At 61.0% G+C, this 16,603-nt stretch carries 15 protein-coding genes; 14 read left to right on the top strand and 1 reads right to left on the bottom strand.

Going from position 1 to position 16,603, the window contains the following annotated elements:
- Window positions 1–199 precede the first annotated feature (199 nt).
- The 6 genes from MOQ67_RS18340 (at window position 200) to MOQ67_RS18315 (ending at window position 7,738) form a co-directional block, all read left to right on the top strand.
- Window positions 200–721 carry a DUF3304 domain-containing protein gene (locus tag MOQ67_RS18340; RefSeq protein WP_104903040.1) on the top strand — a complete coding sequence of 174 codons (522 nt, stop codon included), beginning with the start codon at window positions 200–202 and terminating at the stop codon, window positions 719–721.
- Window positions 709–3,060 (top strand): T6SS phospholipase effector Tle1-like catalytic domain-containing protein, encoded by a 2,352-nt coding sequence (locus MOQ67_RS18335; protein WP_104903041.1) that lies wholly within the window; start codon window positions 709–711, stop codon window positions 3,058–3,060. The genes MOQ67_RS18340 and MOQ67_RS18335 overlap by 13 nt, the downstream gene beginning before the upstream one ends.
- Entirely contained in the window at window positions 3,060–3,323 is a 264-nt protein-coding gene (locus MOQ67_RS18330) for a PAAR domain-containing protein (RefSeq protein WP_079443631.1), read from the top strand. The genes MOQ67_RS18335 and MOQ67_RS18330 overlap by 1 nt, the downstream gene beginning before the upstream one ends.
- A 107-nt stretch (window positions 3,324–3,430) precedes the next feature.
- Window positions 3,431–4,441, top strand: a complete 1,011-nt coding sequence (locus MOQ67_RS18325; protein WP_104904544.1) for a hypothetical protein — start codon at window positions 3,431–3,433, stop codon at window positions 4,439–4,441.
- Complete coding sequence (locus MOQ67_RS18320; protein WP_198718810.1) at window positions 4,428–4,682, top strand: hypothetical protein; 255 nt, start codon at window positions 4,428–4,430, stop codon at window positions 4,680–4,682. The genes MOQ67_RS18325 and MOQ67_RS18320 overlap by 14 nt, the downstream gene beginning before the upstream one ends.
- Window positions 4,683–4,711: 29 nt before the next feature.
- Complete coding sequence (locus MOQ67_RS18315; RefSeq protein WP_448675536.1) at window positions 4,712–7,738, top strand: ImcF-related family protein; 3,027 nt, start codon at window positions 4,712–4,714, stop codon at window positions 7,736–7,738.
- A gap of 32 nt (window positions 7,739–7,770) precedes the next feature.
- On the opposite strand, the gene MOQ67_RS18310 is transcribed toward MOQ67_RS18315, so the two are convergent.
- Window positions 7,771–8,718 carry a DUF1853 family protein gene (locus MOQ67_RS18310; RefSeq protein WP_198717857.1) on the bottom strand — a complete coding sequence of 316 codons (948 nt, stop codon included), beginning with the start codon at window positions 8,716–8,718 and terminating at the stop codon, window positions 7,771–7,773.
- 143 nt (window positions 8,719–8,861) lie between these two features.
- Here MOQ67_RS18310 and MOQ67_RS18305 point away from each other — a divergent pair, with 143 nt between their 5' ends.
- The 8 genes from MOQ67_RS18305 (at window position 8,862) to MOQ67_RS18270 (ending at window position 16,600) form a co-directional block, all read left to right on the top strand.
- Window positions 8,862–9,752 carry an NAD(+) kinase gene (locus MOQ67_RS18305; RefSeq protein WP_003217892.1) on the top strand — a complete coding sequence of 297 codons (891 nt, stop codon included), beginning with the start codon at window positions 8,862–8,864 and terminating at the stop codon, window positions 9,750–9,752.
- The gene (locus MOQ67_RS18300; RefSeq protein WP_046383153.1) at window positions 9,752–10,723 is read left to right on the top strand and encodes a metallophosphoesterase; all 972 of its coding nucleotides are present in this window, start codon (window positions 9,752–9,754) and stop codon (window positions 10,721–10,723) included. The genes MOQ67_RS18305 and MOQ67_RS18300 overlap by 1 nt, the downstream gene beginning before the upstream one ends.
- Window positions 10,720–11,592, top strand: coding sequence for a rhomboid family intramembrane serine protease (locus tag MOQ67_RS18295; RefSeq protein WP_017848372.1), 873 nt, complete (start codon window positions 10,720–10,722; stop codon window positions 11,590–11,592). The genes MOQ67_RS18300 and MOQ67_RS18295 overlap by 4 nt, the downstream gene beginning before the upstream one ends.
- A 12-nt stretch (window positions 11,593–11,604) precedes the next feature.
- A complete protein-coding gene (locus MOQ67_RS18290; RefSeq protein ID WP_017848373.1) occupies window positions 11,605–11,865 on the top strand; it encodes a YeaC family protein in 261 nt (86 codons plus the stop codon).
- Window positions 11,862–12,692 (top strand): DUF2797 domain-containing protein, encoded by an 831-nt coding sequence (locus tag MOQ67_RS18285; RefSeq protein WP_017848374.1) that lies wholly within the window; start codon window positions 11,862–11,864, stop codon window positions 12,690–12,692. The genes MOQ67_RS18290 and MOQ67_RS18285 overlap by 4 nt, the downstream gene beginning before the upstream one ends.
- Window positions 12,693–12,705: 13 nt before the next feature.
- Window positions 12,706–15,363, top strand: coding sequence for an aminopeptidase N (pepN, locus tag MOQ67_RS18280; RefSeq protein ID WP_177031475.1), 2,658 nt, complete (start codon window positions 12,706–12,708; stop codon window positions 15,361–15,363).
- Between the two features lie 133 nt (window positions 15,364–15,496).
- Window positions 15,497–16,213 (top strand): helix-turn-helix transcriptional regulator, encoded by a 717-nt coding sequence (locus tag MOQ67_RS18275; RefSeq protein ID WP_026140198.1) that lies wholly within the window; start codon window positions 15,497–15,499, stop codon window positions 16,211–16,213.
- 51 nt (window positions 16,214–16,264) lie between these two features.
- Window positions 16,265–16,600 (top strand): nuclear transport factor 2 family protein, encoded by a 336-nt coding sequence (locus MOQ67_RS18270; protein WP_017848377.1) that lies wholly within the window; start codon window positions 16,265–16,267, stop codon window positions 16,598–16,600.
- Window positions 16,601–16,603: the final 3 nt, after the last annotated feature.

The raw sequence follows: 16,603 nt of genomic DNA, 5'->3' as shown, positions 1-16,603 counted from the left end.
TTGCTTTGAGAGAGTTTGCCATGTTCAGCATGCTGGTAGGTTTTTTTTGTTCGATACCGTGATGTTGTGTAGCGATCATCAAAATAAAGTTATCAGAGATTATTGGTGTGTCGGATATCTGCGTGATGAAAACTTCCTGGCTGTGTGTAGGGTTGATGAGCTTGGCGTATAAGCCTGATGCTGTTTGAGAGGGGGTGTTATGAGGTTTATAGTTTGCAAAGAGCTATTTAAATGTTTATCTGTTTTTTTGGGCTTGATGTTGTTCGGGTGTTCCTCCGCGGATAGTCAGATGGTGGGAGGAAATATACAAGCGATTAACCATACTACGGGGGCTATCAACTGGCTCTCGGTGAATGGTTATCGGGCAGACGGAGGAGGTGGGCGGTCGTGTTGCATTATTATGCCAGTTGTATGGAGGCCTGGTTTGAAAGCCACGATCGAGTGGGAGGTTGATCCTGATCCGTATGCATATTCAAAGTGGTCTCCTCTAGGTACTGATGGATACCGATTGTCCCAAGCTAAGCATAGAGAAAATTACCAGCGTAACAGAGTAGTAGTGGATATTCCTCAATGGTTTGGTACGGAGTCCTGCGATCTTAAGGTCCATTTCTTAACTTGTAATCAGGTGGAGGTGACTACTTCATGTTGGGCTCATGGCTCATCAAATTATCCGATTAAAGTTCCTAAGGGTCTGCAGGAGCCAGCTGTATGTCCGAAATGAAAAAAATTTCAAAGGCAGCTGCTTGGGCGCCGCCAGGGTTCCCCTCGGAAGGGCGTCTGCCTTGTGATATCACCAAAGTGGTTGCTAATTATGAGATGCAGACCGCAGAGGAAAATCGATTTCGTCAACTGGTCAATCGTAATGGGCGGAAGCAGTATTTTGAGTGTTGCCATAGCCTCCATATTAGTCTGTTTTTCGACGGTACTAATAATAACGATAATAACGACACCAAGAAAAAACACCCCAGCAATGTTGCCAAGCTCTTTCATGCTGCCCTGAGAGGCGAAGCTGCAGAAAAAAATGGCTATTTCTCTTATTACATGCCGGGAGTTGGAACCGCTTTTCCGGAGATAGGTGAGTTGGACTACAGCGAGGGTGGATTGAAATATGCAACGGGTGGTGAAGATCGAATCAACTGGGCGCTGGTTTCTTTGGCACATGCTCTGAAGTCCGCTTTGGCCGATCAGGATGTGTCTAACGCTGAAAGGAAGCGTGCCGTCGAGGCCATGAGCACCTGGAAAGCACCACTGATGAGTGGCCTGGGTCTGGGCAATCGACGGCGAACGATGAGCCAGTTGCTCGAGCCCTTGCAGGCGCTAGTAGAGTTGGCCAAGCCCCGCGTACTGGCGGTCAAATTGTATGTGTACGGTTTCTCGCGCGGAGCGGCAGAAGCACGCACTTTTGTCACTTGGCTAAGCCAGTTGTTCGATACACCGACGGGGGCCGAACAGCCCTTGCAATGTCTGATTGGCTTGCCGGTAAGTGTCGAATTTCTCGGGCTACTGGACACCGTTGCTTCGGTGGGCATCGCCCATGCGGCACCTTTTTTCGCCGGGCATATGGATTGGGCCGATGATACCCAACTCATCCCGGATGCCCAGCGTTTTCCTGGCCTGGTCAAGTGTTGCCGACATTTTGTCGCAGGCTTCGAGCAGCGCTCGTGTTTCCCGCTCGACTCGATCCGTAACGAGGATGGCCAATACCCGGACAACACCTATGAAGTGGTGTATCCCGGTGTGCATTCCGATGTTGGCGGCGGTTATCCGCAAAACGACCAAGGTAAGGCCCGCGGCGGTACTCAGGAATTGGTTTCGCAGGTCGTTTTGCATGACCTTTATGCAGTTGCCTTCGCTGCTGGTGCCCCCCTGCAGGTGCCGGAATTAGTGTTGCCAAAAACATTGCAGTTAGAGAAATCGTGGCGCGTTATGTCGGAGGCTAACATCACGGAGTTTGATATAGATCGTTTGGTATCTGAACGCTTCAACGCCTGGCGCAAAACCCTACCCGGCATCAACGCCGACGAACCCACCCATGACTCCCCTTGGCTCTACCAGCCACTGCGGCTGAATGCGCCCGTGGAAGATGTACTGGCCGATCAACTGGGCTGGATCACCGGTTGGCGCATAGGCCGTTTTGCCAATGATCGCGACGGCGGTAACGACAGCTACAAACATCAGCCTTTTTTCAGTCAGGCCAGGGAAACTACGACTTATCAGGCCAGTGAGGAGCGCAAGGCTTACGACCAACATAAAAAAAATCTCGCGAACCTGCGGCTGAAAACCCCCGAAGCTGCGACGAACTACCCCGGCCCGCCGATCTATGAGCCGCAGGTCGACCAGACCCAGCTCAGCCAGGCCGCAGCCGAATTCAAGAGCGACTACCTCGGGCAGAAGCGTGAGCAAAGCAGCCTGGCAGGCACTATCACCGACGTGTTGTTGCGCGACGCGATATATCTGCTCAATTCCGATGATGAGACCCAGGATCACGCCGCCATCAAGGCGGCGGGTGAGCAGCGCTGCAAGCTACTGTTTCGGGACGCTCGCGGCACCCCCAGCGCAGACCCGCAAATGGCGTTGCTGGTAGCGTTGTTCGATGATCAGATTCACGACTCGCGGGCCTGGTTCATGCACGACGCCTTGAAAACGCGGGAAATGTGGGCGGGTTATTTCTTTTACCGCATGACTTATTTCGGCAACGACAACAGTCGGTATCTTTCGCCGGTGGTGGTAGCCGGCCGAGTGTTGGGTGTGGCGATGATAGCCGGGGCGACGGTATACGGTATCAAGCGAAAAGGCGTGGCGGGAGGGCTGGGTGGATTGGCCGTCGGCATCGGTGGGCCGACCATCGGTTATCAGGTCATCGACAAGGCGCGGGGCGTGGCGTTGCCGTTCTTGGCGGGTGCCGAGAAGCTCCTGCAACCGACCGCTCACGTGGGGCAGGTGGCGGCCGAGCTAAAGCGCCAGATCGCGCTGGACGATTATCGGCAACGGATTGAGCGGACCAGCGCCATGTTGCGCGAGGCGGGCAGTCTTTTCGAACTTGAGCGCGAGGTGGTTTGATGCTGCCTCTCGTACGCATGGGCGACCCACTGCACCCGTTTGGCGGTGAGGTTTTGTCGGGGCACTACAAATCCTTCGGCAAACCAGTGGCCTGCGTGGATGATCAAGTTCGCTGCAACCTGCATGGCATTACGCACATTATCGAAGGCGCTTCGGGTTCAACCATGGACGGCAAGCCTGTGGCGCTGCACGGCCATCGTTGCGCGTGTGGTTGCCAGTTGGTCAGCACCCTGCCGGCCACTTCAATGGTGGTTGCGCCATGAACCGTCCGCCTGAGTACCCCGACGTTATCGAACCGGGCGAGCCGCGTTGGTGCAGTTGGTGGTTGGGGTTGGCACTGCTGTGGGGAGTGCAGTCGGCCGTTTTGCTGATGCTGTGGCCCCAGGAGCAACCGCGCCTGGAATGGTGGCTGTGGAGCGCGGTGCTGCCGCTGTGCTGGGCGCTGATCCTGGCGGTGCGTGTGTTGGTGTGGCAGATCGAGCTGTTCAACCGCAAGGTGTATCTGCGCGCGCTGGAGGCCGCCATGCAGGCTTGGTGGCAACGGCGCTCGCTGGGTTTACCGGTGCAGGATGTGTTGTTGCTCGGCCCGGCGGGTGACATGCAAGAAGACTACCTGAACTTGATGACAAGCGTCTCGCCACCCTTGGCGATACCCGGCGCTACACAGCCCATGTTGCGTTGCCCACTGTCGCTGAGCTTGATCAGCGAGCGTGAACCTGCACTGGCACGGCATCTCGCCCGTTTAACCTTGGCCCTCCCGGGGTTGTCCGAGTGCTGGCCACAGCTGCGGGCAATTGCCTGGGTGGGGGGTGAGAGCGGCCAGGCTGCTTTCGTTGAGGCGTTGGTCCGGGCGGGAGTGGTGTTGCCCGAGGCCCGTTTGCTGCTACAGAACCTGACTGATTTGGATGACCTGATCGATACCTTCCATCGCGATTGCCGTGGCGAGGACGACTGGTTGTTGTGCGCCGGCGTGGCGTCGGTGGCAAGTGCCGAAGAGGGCGAGCTGGGGGGGGAAGCGGGTTTCTTCTGGCGAGTGAGCTGGCCGGGGCGGCAGTTGGTGCATCGCGGTGAATACCTTGCAAGCCAGTCGCCCGTCGAGCTGTGTGCACAGATGCAGCGTTACGCCGGACTGCAATCTGCGCCGACCACCTGCCTGGCACTGGATCGAGCCAGCCAGGCTGCGTTTGTAGAGGGCGGCTGGTCGGCAGTCGAACATCAACTGGCCGGGCAATGGGGCGTGCTGGCGCACCTGGCGCCGTTTATCGGGATGTCCCTGGCATTGCTGCAAGCGGGGGCGACGGGTCAGCCCTGTGGTTGGCTGAGCCAGGATGGAAACCAACGATTGGCGATTGGAGTGGCGGTGCCTTATGGCAACAGTTAAGGACGTGGGTAAGGGCTCGTTGGTTCGCGTGGGGTTGGGCTATCTGCTGATTATGACGCTGCTGGTGCTGCTCGGTGGTCTGTTGTATGGCTTGTGCAGCGGCTATCTGGGCTGGCCGAAAATGCCGCTCAAGCAATTGCTGCTGTGGGGGCTGGGGGTGTGGTTCGCGCTCTGCTGGTTCTGCCCGGTCATTTTACTGGCCTGGATCGTCTGGCGCTTCGCCAGGCACAGCAGGTCGTGAGGGCGGTCACCCAAACGCCGAACTCGCGATTGACCCGGGAACCCGCGTCGCCAGATGCGGTAAAAGTGCGCGAGCACCTACGCGAGCACTACGGCCTCTTCTGGCGCCACAAAACCCGCCTGCTGCTCATCATCGGCGAACCCACCGAAATCGAAGCCATCGCCCCCACCCTGGCCGCTCACCAATGGCTCGAAGGCCAAGGCACCGTCCTGCTGTGGGGCGGCAGTGCGCAGGCCGCGCTGGATCAATCATTCCCTGAGCGCTGGAGTGGGCTGAGCCGCTGGCGTGCGTTGGACGGAGTCGTCTGGGCGCTGAACGAAACCCAGGCCGCCGACGATGTCGCGATGGGCAAAGGTGTACGCCAGGTGCAGCGCCTTGCCCGTGACTTGCGCTGGCAGTTGCCGTTATCCCTCTGGCAGGTCTGCGGCAGTGCGTGGGCGCAGGACACGCGCAAAGCGCAGCCGGTGGGCTGTCAGTTGCCCGCGCGCTTCTCGGCGGCGGCATTGGACGCCGCGCTGAATCGTTTGCTGGAGCCTTTGCGTCGCGCGGGTTTGGCGCAGATGAACGCGGTGATGAAGGATGATTTTCTGCTGCGTCTGTCGCGGGATTTAAAGGGCGAGGGCATTGATCGTTGGCGTCACACCTTGGCGCATCTGGCCGGCGAATTTGCCCGTGGCGTGCCGTTGCGGGGGGTGTGGTTCAGCCTGCCGGTACAGCGCTCGCCGCATGATCAACAACAGGCGTGGTCGGTGGCCCCGGTGTGGCACGGCGTACTCGGCGATAATGCCCGTGGCCGCCGGCTGGGTTGGAGCGTGCCGCGAGTTGGCTACGCATTGGCTTTCGGCCTAGCCATGCTGTGGAGCGCAGGACTGCTGCTGTCATTCATCAGCAACCGCACGCAGATCGCCCAGTTACACAGCTCGTTGTCGACCTTGCAGCGCGCATCACAAGGCGACGAACAGCTCCAGGCCCTTCATGAACTGGTCCGCGAATTGGCGCGTCTGGATGATCGCGTTCAAGGCGGCGCTCCGTGGTATCAGCGCTTCGGCCTGAATCAAAACCCAGTGTTGCTTGAAACCGTGTGGCCGCGCTACGTCGAAGCCAACAACCGCCTGATCCGCGACCCGGCCGTCGCCGCTTTACGCCAACAGCTCACGGCCCTGGTCAAGCTGGCCCCGGACAATCCCGAGCGCGCCGAACGCGCCCGTGCTGCTTACGACCAGCTCAAGGCCTACCTGATGATGGCGCGTCCGGCAAAAGCCGACGCCAGTCTGCTGGTGAAAACCCTCGGCGAAGTCGAGCCTTCCCGCGCGGGCCTCTGGCAAGCCCTGGGCCCCACTTTGTGGCAGTTTTACGCTGAACACCTGGCGGAAAACCCGGCTTGGCGCATCGACACTGACGCACGGCTGGTCGCGCAAGTCCGGCAGGTCCTGCTCGGCCAACTGGGTCAACGCAATGCCGAAGCCAATCTGTACCAACAACTGCTCGATGATGCCGCCCATCACTACCCGGCCCTGGGCCTGCCGCAACTGGTCGGCGACACCGACGCCCAGGCCCTGTTCACCACCGAGGCCAGCGTGCCCGGCGTGTTCACCCGCCAGGCCTGGGAAGGCTCGGTGCGCCAAGCTATCGATGCGATCGCCGAGGCGCGCCGCGAGGAAATCGATTGGGTGCTCAGCGACCAACCCGCCGATGTCGACACCCGCCTGAGCCCTGACCAACTGCGCGCCCGCCTCACCGAACGCTACTTCCAGGACTACGCCAGCGCCTGGCAGGATCTGCTCAACAGCCTGCGCTGGCAGCAGGCCGCGAGTCTCGATGAGTCAATCGACCAATTGACGCTGATGAGCGACGTGCGCCAATCGCCCTTGATCGCGCTGCTGAACAGCGTGGCCTACCAGGCGCAGGCGGGCAGCCGCCCCCAGGCCCTGGCCGACTCGCTGGTGCAGTCCGCGCAAAAGCTGATCGGGCCGGACAAGGCTCCAGCGATCGAACCGTTGGCCCAGGCCGCCACGGGGCCGCTGGCGGCGACCTTCGGCCCGTTATTGGCGCTGCTGGACAAGTCCAACACGGACGGCCTCAGTCTCCCGGCCTTCCTCACCCGCGTGACACGGGTGCGTTTGAAACTGCAGCAGATCAGCACCGCGCCCGACCCGCTGGAAATGACCCAGGCCCTGGCACAAAGCGTGTTTCAAGGCCGCAGCATCGACCTCACCGACACCCAATCCTACGGTGCCCTGCTGGCCGCCAGCCTGGGCGCTGAGTGGGGTGGGGCGGCGCAGACGCTGTTCGTGCAGCCGCTGGAACAGGCCTGGCAACGCGTGTTGCAACCCTCCGCCGCGGGCCTCAACAGCCACTGGCAGCGCTCGATCGTCAGCCATTGGAACGCCGCCTTCGCCAGCCGCTACCCGTTTGCCGCCACCACCAGCGACGCCTCGTTGCCGATGTTGGGGCAGATGATCCGCGCGGACTCCGGGCGCATCGCACAGTTTTTACAGCAGCAATTGAGCGGCGTGCTGCGCAAGGAAGGTAGCCGTTGGGTAGCCGATCCGCGCCACAGCCAAGGCCTGCGCTTCAACCCGCAGTTTCTGAGCGCGATCAATCAACTGAGCGAACTGGCCGATGTGCTCTACACCGACGGCGGCATGGGGCTGAGCTTTGAACTGCAAGGCAAACCCGTGCGCGACGTGGTGCAAACCACCTTCATCCTCAACGGCGACCGGCACCAGTACTTCAACCAGAAAGAAAACTGGCAGCGTTTCAACTGGCCGGGGCGCAGCGACTATCCCGGCGTGAGCCTCAGCTGGACCAGCGTGCATGCCGGCGAGCGGCTGTTTGGCGACTACCCCGGCACCTGGGGCCTGATCCGCCTGCTGGAAAACGCCCAGGTCACGCCACTGGACGACGGCAACAGCCGCTACCGCCTGGCCCTCAAGGCGCCCGACGGCCTGAACCTGACATGGCACCTGCGCACTGAATTGGATGCGGGGCCGCTGGCGTTGCTCAAGCTGCGTGATTTCAGGTTGCCGCAACAGATATTTCTCAATGAGGGCTGAGCCTTCGAGTCGGTGAAACCGCTCCTTGCAGGTCAGGGAGTGCCCGGCACATTCGGCCAAAGATCCGCCACCAGAAACAACCGCTCGGCTTCCTCCCACTCCTCGCCGTTCTGAACCAGTCGCACCAGCAACTGAGCCGGTGCCATCGGTGCCAGGTCCGCCAGCCATTCCAGCATCTGTTCTTCGCTCCACACCGCTTCTGCCTGGTAATGCGCTGGCGCCAGCCACGCATGTCGGGGCAAGGGCTGCCAGCGGCCGGGCGCGCTGGCGCTGACAAAGTCCCGCCAATCACGCTGATGCAGCCAGCGCCCACGCAAATGCTGCGGGTGAGCGCCATAGGGCGGTTCAGCCTGGCCAGGCCAGGGGTAAAGCAAATAGCCGCCGAGCCACAAGTGGGCATCGAACTGCGCGATGCCCAGCGCGGCCAACACCTCGCGGCTCTCCGGTCGTGCCGAAATCGGCAACTGATGCTGGGCCAGGTGCGCCAGCTTGCGATCCAGCCGATCATGACAGCCCGGCCCCAGCCACTGCGCGGTGTCCTGGCCATTGCCGTCCTGCGGGCCGAGGTAGAGTTTGATCGCCAGTTCCAGGTGATGCACGCCCTCGCGGTCGCGCAGCAGCATGTCCAGTTCGCCCAGGGTATGCCCGGCGCGGCGGATCGGCAGGTTGGCTGCCAGCAGTTCCACGCCCGGCGCATGCTGCACGGCGAACTGCCACAGGCGTTCGTAGTAGAGGCCCAGGCGCCGGGTGCGTGCCAGGTTCAGCCAATGCTGCAGGGGGCTGCTGTCCTGGTCCAATTGCCGCAGCCAGTGTTCGAGACGGTCGGGCGCCTGTACCCAGTCGCTGCCGGCCAGCGGATGGCGTTGCGGCCACGGCGTTTGCGCGAGCATCGGCGGGGCGAGCATCACCCACGCCAGGTCGCGCACCTCGGGATGGCGCAGTTGGCGGGGCAGGTTGTGCAAGTCGGAGAACACGGTCATGGTCCGAGCATAGCCTTTTACACAGGGGAGGGTGGCTGAGAAGCGTTGTCATCAAGGCTTCACGGCGACAAAGGATTTTGCCTGACGCGGCCTTTCGCCCATAATCGTTCTTTTTTGCCACACCCCAATCCCGCAGGAGCCCCATGGAGCAATTTCGCAATATCGGCATTATCGGTCGCCTGGGCAGTACCCAGGTGTTGGACACCGTCCGCCGGCTGAAAAAGTTTCTGCTCGAGCGCCACCTGCATGTGATCCTCGAAGACACCATCGCCGAAATCCTCCCGGGCCATGGCCTGCAAACCTCTTCGCGCAAGATGCTCGGTGAAGTCTGTGACATGGTGATTGTGGTCGGCGGCGACGGCAGCCTGCTGGGCGCCGCACGGGCGCTGGCGCGGCATAACGTGCCGGTGCTGGGGATCAACCGTGGCAGCCTGGGGTTCCTGACCGATATTCGTCCCGATGAGCTGGAAGTCGAAGTGGCCAAGGTGCTCGACGGCCATTACCTGGTGGAGAACCGCTTCCTGCTGCAGGCTGAAGTGCGCCGCCACGGCGAAGCCATCGGCCAGGGCGACGCCCTCAACGATGTCGTGCTGCACCCCGGCAAATCCACGCGGATGATCGAATTCGAGCTGTATATCGACGGCCAGTTCGTGTGCAGTCAAAAGGCCGATGGCCTGATCGTCGCCACGCCCACCGGCTCCACTGCTTATGCGCTGTCGGCGGGCGGCCCGATCATGCACCCCAAGCTCGACGCCATTGTGATCGTGCCGATGTACCCCCATATGTTGTCCAGCCGGCCGATTGTGGTCGATGGCAACAGTGAGCTGAAAATCGTGGTTTCCAAAGACATGCAGATTTACCCGCAAGTCTCCTGCGACGGGCAGAACCATTTCACCTGCGCCCCCGGTGACACCATCACCGTGAGTAAAAAAGCGCAGAAGCTGCGGCTGATCCACCCGCTGGACCACAACTACTATGAAGTGTGCCGCACCAAGTTGGGCTGGGGCAGCCGCTTGGGGGGTGGAGGCGACTGATGCTCGATCCCGCGCGTAGCTACGACCTGATTGGTGATGTGCATGGTTGCGCCCACACCCTTGAGCACCTGCTCGACCAGTTGGGCTACCACAAGCACGCTGGCACCTGGCGCCACCCGTCGCGCATGGCGGTGTTCCTCGGCGATATCATCGACCGTGGCCCGCGGATTCGCGAGGCGCTGCACATTGTCCACGACATGACCGAGGCCGGGCAGGCGCTGTGCATCATGGGCAACCACGAGTTCAACGCCCTGGGCTGGGCCACGCCCGCGCCACCGGGTAGCGGCAAGCAGTTCGTGCGCGAGCACACCCCGCGGCATGAGCGCTTGATCCACGAGACCCTGACCCAATTCGAGGATCACCCGGCCGATTGGCACGACTTCCTCGGCTGGTTCTATGACATGCCGCTGTTCGTCGACGCCGGGCGTTTCCGCGTGGTGCATGCGTGCTGGGATGACGGGTTTATCCAGCCGCTGCGCGCGACTTTTCCCGATGGCTGTATCGATCAGCATTTCCTGCAGGCCGCCGCCGTGCCGGGCAGCTTCGCCTGCAACGCCTTTGATCGCCTGTTGCGCGGCACCGACATGCGTCTGCCGGACGGTTTGACCCTGACCGGCGGCGACGGCCTGACACGCTCGTTCTTCCGCACCAAGTTCTGGGAAGAGGACCCGAAAACCTACGGCGACATCGTGTTCCAGCCCGATGCATTGCCGGAGCCCGTGGCGCGCACACCGTTGTCGTCTTCTGAAAAAAACTCCCTGCTGCGCTACGGCGTCGACGAGCCTGTGCTGTTCGTCGGGCATTACTGGCGCAGCGGCAAACCGGCGCCGATCCGTCCGAACCTGGCCTGCCTGGACTACAGCGCGGTGCTGTACGGCAAGCTGGTGGCGTACCGACTGGATCAGGAAACCCGCCTCGATCCGCATAAATTCGTATGGGTCGACGTTGAGCGCCCCGAGGTGATTACATGAGTGCCGTGCCCGTATTACGCTTGCCGCTGAGCGTCGACCTGGGCGGTTTCGTCAAACTGCTGCAACGCATGCAGGTGCCCCATCGCGTCAGTGAAGAAGCGGGCGAGCAGGTGTTGTGGGTGCCCGAGACCATCAGCGACGACGTGCGCGTCTTGTATCAACGTTTTCCGGCCGGCGATCCGGACCAACAACTGGATATTCCGGAGCAGGCAGCGGTCACGCGCCCGGGGTTTGTTCAGCAAGTGCGCCATAGCCCGGTGACAGCGCTGGTGCTGCTGGCGAGCCTGATCGTCGGCGCGGTGACCTTGCTCGGTGAAAACCTGCAAGCGATGAGCTGGCTGACCTTCCTGCCGTTTCGGGTGATGGGTGAGTACATCCAGTTCACGCCGTTGGCCGACACCTTGGCCTCGGGCCAGTGGTGGCGGCTGGTCACGCCGATGCTGATCCACTTCGGCATCCTGCACCTGGCCATGAATGGCATGTGGTACTGGGAGCTGGGGCGGCGTATTGAAGCGCGCCAGGGCAGTATCAACCTGCTGGGGCTGACGCTGTTGTTCAGCCTGGCCTCCAATTTCGCTCAATACCTGTATGGCGGCCCCGGCCTGTTTGGTGGCTTATCCGGCGTCTTGTATGGGCTGCTGGGGCATTGCTGGATCTATCAACTCATCTCGCCCAACCCGGCTTATCGCCTGCCCCGTGGGGTGCTGGTGATGATGCTGGTGTGGTTGGTGCTGTGCCTGTCGGGGCTGGTCTCGATGATCGGTTTCGGCGAAATCGCCAATGCCGCCCATGTCGGCGGCCTGGCCATCGGTTGCCTGACCGGCTTGTTGGGCGGTTTATACAGTCGTCGCAAATCCACTATTCGTTAAGGAAGAGCCTGAATGTCCTCTTTTGCTGAAATGATCGAAAACATCACCCCGGACATCTACCGGAGCCTCAAGCTCGCCGTGGAAATCGGCAAATGGTCTGATGGCCGCAAGCTCACCGCCGAGCAGCGGGAGCTGTCGCTGCAAGCGATGATCGCCTGGGAGATCCAGAACCTGCCGGAAGACCAGCGCACCGGCTACATGGGAACGCAGGAGTGTGAATCGAAGTCGACCACGGTGCCGAACATCCTGTTCAAGTCGGACGCGATCCATTGATTGAAATCGGTCGCGGTGCAGTCAGCAAAATGTCGGCGCAACTCGGTGAGCCGACCGTTCAATATGCGTTTCGTCTGGGCGATACCGAGGTGCCGGTCAACCCGTTGATCGGCACCCATGTGCGCCTGGAATACCTGGGTGCGATCCATTGCAGCCATTGCGGCCGCAAGACCAAGACCAGCTTCAGCCAGGGTTATTGCTACCCGTGCATGACCAAGCTGGCTCAGTGCGACCTGTGCATCATGAGTCCCGAGCGTTGTCATTACGCCGCCGGCACCTGCCGTGATCCGGCGTGGGGCGAGCAGTTCTGCATGACCGACCATGTGGTCTACCTGGCCAATTCGTCGGGGATCAAGGTCGGCATCACCCGCGCCACCCAATTGCCCACGCGTTGGCTCGACCAGGGCGCCAGCCAGGCGCTGCCGATCGTGCGGGTGTCCACGCGCCAGCAGTCCGGTTTCGTCGAAGACCTGTTCCGCAGCCAGGTCGCCGACAAGACCAACTGGCGTGCCTTGCTCAAGGGCGATGCGCAATCGGTTGACCTCAAGCAGGTGCGCGATGAGTTGTTCGCGTCTTGCGCCGAGGGCCTGGCGAGTTTGCAGGAACGCTTTGGCCTACAAGCCATCCAAACGATTGCCGACATTGAACCGATCGAAATCCGTTACCCGATCGAGCAGTATCCGACCAAGATCGTCAGCTTCAACCTGGACAAGAACCCAATTGCCGAAGGCACGCTGCTGGGGATCAAGGGCCAATACCTGATCTTCGACACCGGGGTCATCAATATTCGCAAGTACACGGCCTACCAGCTCGCCGTGCATCAGTAAAAGGATGCCACCCATGCGTACCGAACAACCGAAGATGATTTACCTGAAGGACTATCAGGCGCCGGACTACCTGATCGACGAGACGCACCTGACCTTCGAGTTGTTCGAGGACCACAGCCTGGTCCACGCGCAACTGGTGATGCGCCGTAACCCCGCACGTGGCGCCGGCTTGCCGCCGCTGGTGCTGGACGGTCAGCAGCTCGAACTGTTGAGCGTGAACCTGGCTGACCGGGAATTGACGGACGCTGACTACCAGTTGACCGACAGCCACCTGACCGTGCAGCCCACGAGTGAGACCTTCACCCTCGACACCAGCGTCAAGATCCACCCCGAAACCAACACGGCCCTCGAAGGCTTGTACAAGTCCGGCGGCATGTTCTGCACCCAGTGCGAGGCCGAAGGTTTCCGCAAGATCACTTACTACCTCGACCGTCCGGATGTGATGAGTACCTTCACCACCACCGTGATCGCCGAGCAACACAGCTACCCGGTGCTGCTGTCCAACGGCAACCCGATTGCCAGCGGTCCTGGCGAAGACGGCCGCCACTGGGCGACCTGGGAAGACCCATTCAAGAAGCCGGCGTACCTGTTCGCGCTGGTGGCCGGTGATTTGTGGTGTGTCGAAGACAGCTTCACCACCATGACCAACCGTTCCGTGGCGCTGCGTATCTATGTCGAGCCGGAAAATATCGACAAGTGCCAGCACGCCATGACCAGCCTGAAAAAATCCATGCGCTGGGATGAAGAAACCTACGGCCGCGAGTACGACCTCGACATCTTCATGATCGTCGCGGTCAACGACTTCAACATGGGTGCCATGGAGAACAAGGGCCTCAACATCTTCAACTCCAGCGCCGTGCTGGCCCGCGCCGAAACCGCCACCGACGCCGCGCATCAGCGGGTCGAGGCTATCGTCGCGCATGAATACTTCCACAACTGGTCGGGCAACCGCGTGACCTGCCGCGACTGGTTCCAACTGTCGCTCAAGGAAGGCTTCACCGTGTTCCGCGACTCGGGCTTCTCTGCGGACATGAACTCGGCCACGGTCAAGCGCATTCAGGATGTGGCGTACCTGCGCACTCACCAGTTCGCCGAAGACGCCGGCCCGATGGCCCACGCCGTGCGCCCGGAAAGTTTTATCGAGATCTCCAACTTCTATACCCTGACCGTGTACGAAAAGGGCTCGGAAGTGGTCGGTATGATCCACACCTTGCTCGGCGCCGAAGGCTTCCGCAAAGGCAGCGACCTCTATTTCGAGCGTCATGACGGTCAGGCCGTGACCTGCGACGACTTCATCAAGGCCATGGAAGACGCCAACGGTGCCGACCTCAGCCAGTTCAAGCGCTGGTACAGCCAGGCCGGTACGCCGCGCTTGGCGGTGAGTGATTCCTACGATGCTGCGGCCAAAACCTACAGTCTGACTTTCCGCCAAAGCTGCCCGGAAACCCCGGACAAGGTGGAAAAGCTGCCGTTCGTGATTCCAGTGGCATTGGGCCTGCTGGACGGCAAGGGTGCTGCTGTCGCGTTGCGCCTGGCCGGTGAGGCAAGTGCTGCCGGCACGTCCCGCGTGATTTCGGTGACCGAGGCCGAGCAGACCTTTACCTTCGTCGATATCAACGAACAGCCGCTGCCTTCGCTGCTGCGCGGTTTCTCGGCGCCGGTGAAACTGAGCTTTGCGTACACCCGTGATCAGTTGATGTTCCTGATGCAGCACGACAGCGACGGGTTCAATCGCTGGGATGCCGGCCAGCAACTGTCGGTGCAGGTGTTGCAGGAGCTGATCGGCCAGTACCAGGCGGGTCAGCCGCTGAAGCTGGATCAGCGCCTGATCGACGCACTGCGCACGGTATTGAGCGACGAAAGCCTGGACCAGGCGATGGTCGCCGAAATGCTCTCGTTGCCGGGTGAGGCCTACCTGACGGAAATCAGCGAAGTGGCCGACGTCGACGCCATTCATGCCGCCCGTGAATTCGCCCGCAAGCAACTGGCCGACCAGCTGTTCGACGGTTTGTGGCTGCGCTACCAGGCCAACCGCGAACTGTCCAAGCAAACCCCGTATGTAGCGGCTGCCGAGCACTTTGCCCGGCGTGCCTTGCAGAACATTGCGCTGTCGTACCTGATGCTCAGTGGCAAGCCGCAAGTGCTGGCGGCGACGTTGGACCAGTTCGACACCAGCGACAACATGACTGAACGCCTGACCGCGTTGGCGGTGTTGGTGAATTCGCCGTTCGAGGCGGAAAAAGCCAAGGCCTTGGCGGTGTTTGCCGAGAACTTCAAGGACAACCCGCTGGTCATGGACCAGTGGTTCAGCGTGCAGGCCGGCAGCGTGTTGCCGGGCGGGCTGGCGCGGGTCAAGGCGTTGATGGAACATCCGGCGTTCACCATCAAGAACCCGAACAAAGTGCGTGCACTGGTGGGCGCGTTTGCCGGGCAGAACCTGATCAACTTCCACGCTGCGGACGGCTCGGGCTATCGTTTCCTGGCGGACCTGGTCATTCAGTTGAACGGTTTCAACCCGCAGATCGCCTCGCGCCAATTGGCGCCGTTGACCCGCTGGCGCAAATACGACAGCGCGCGGCAGGCGCTGATGAAGGCGGAACTGGAGCGTATTCGAGCTTCCGGTGAGCTGTCGAGCGATGTGTTCGAGGTGGTCAGCAAGAGCCTTGCGTAAACCACGCAATTAAAAAAACGGCCGACAGACCGTTTTTTTTCGTCCCGGATAATCGGCGGCCGAGCGGCTGCTGACATTTTCTGACAGGGTGCTCTGATAAGCTGTGCCACTTTCTTTTTTTGATGGGCTCAACGTGTCGCGTACCACTCGTCTACTGACTTTGCTCCAGGCTCTGCGGGGCAAGAAGCGTCCGGTGACCGCTGCCGTACTGGCGGCGCAGTTGGAGGTGTCCGAGCGCACGCTGTATCGCGACATCGCCGAATTGACCGCGCTGGGCGCACCGATTTTTGGCGAGGCCGGAGTTGGGTATGTGTTGCGCAGCGGGCTGTTTTTACCGCCCTTGATGCTCAATGCCGAGGAAACCGAAGCCATCGTGCTTGGTCTGCGCTATGTGGATCAGCGTGGCGACGATGTCTTGAGCCATGCCGCGGCCAACGCCTTGGCAAAAATTGCCGACGTGCTGGACCCCGCCGCCCAGGAAGCGTTACGCAACCCGACGCTGCTACCTGGCCCGCCAGGGTTCGGCTACCCGGAAAACCGCGTACCGCTCAATGTGTTTCGCGAAGCCATTCGCAACCAGGCCAAGCTGCACATCGATTACGCCGACGCGAGCCAGACCCAGAGCCAGCGGCTGATCTGGCCCCTGGCGCTGGGCTTTCTCAATGAGGTGCGGGTGATCGTGGCCTGGTGCGAACTGCGAGACGCGTATCGCACCTTTCGCACCGATCGCGTGGCTGCCGCCGAGTCCCGCGGCGAGCGCTATCCGGGGCGCCGCAGTGATTGGTTGCGGGGCTGGCGCAAGTTGATGGAGCAGCAGCATTCCTCGCCGTTCACTCCTGACAAAAACTGACACAGCCCTGGTTTAGCATGGCGTCATAACTCATCACAAAGGAGCTGTGCCATGTCCCACGCTGATCTGGCCCCGGCCATCGCCGCCTACATTGCGGCAACCAATGCCTGCGACACTTCGGCCGTCGCCCATTGTTTTGCTGACGACGCCAACGTGTTCGATGAGGGCGCGCATCAGGTCGGCACCGCCGCCATCGCACGTTGGATGGAAGACACCGCGCAGCGTTATCAGCCCAGGGTCGAAGTGCTCAACGTGCAGCATCGCACCGGCAAGGTATTGGTCAGCAATGTGGTTTCCGGCAACTTCCCCGGCAGTCCGCTGGAGCTGCGCTATACCTTTCGCTTGAACGAACAGGGCAAGATTTCACGGTTGGATATCTCCTTGTAAGTC

It is taken from the genome of Pseudomonas sp. LY-1 (genome assembly GCF_053502595.1).
Note: the sequence above shows the minus strand (reverse complement) of the source record. Positions and strands in the feature narration are given on the sequence as shown.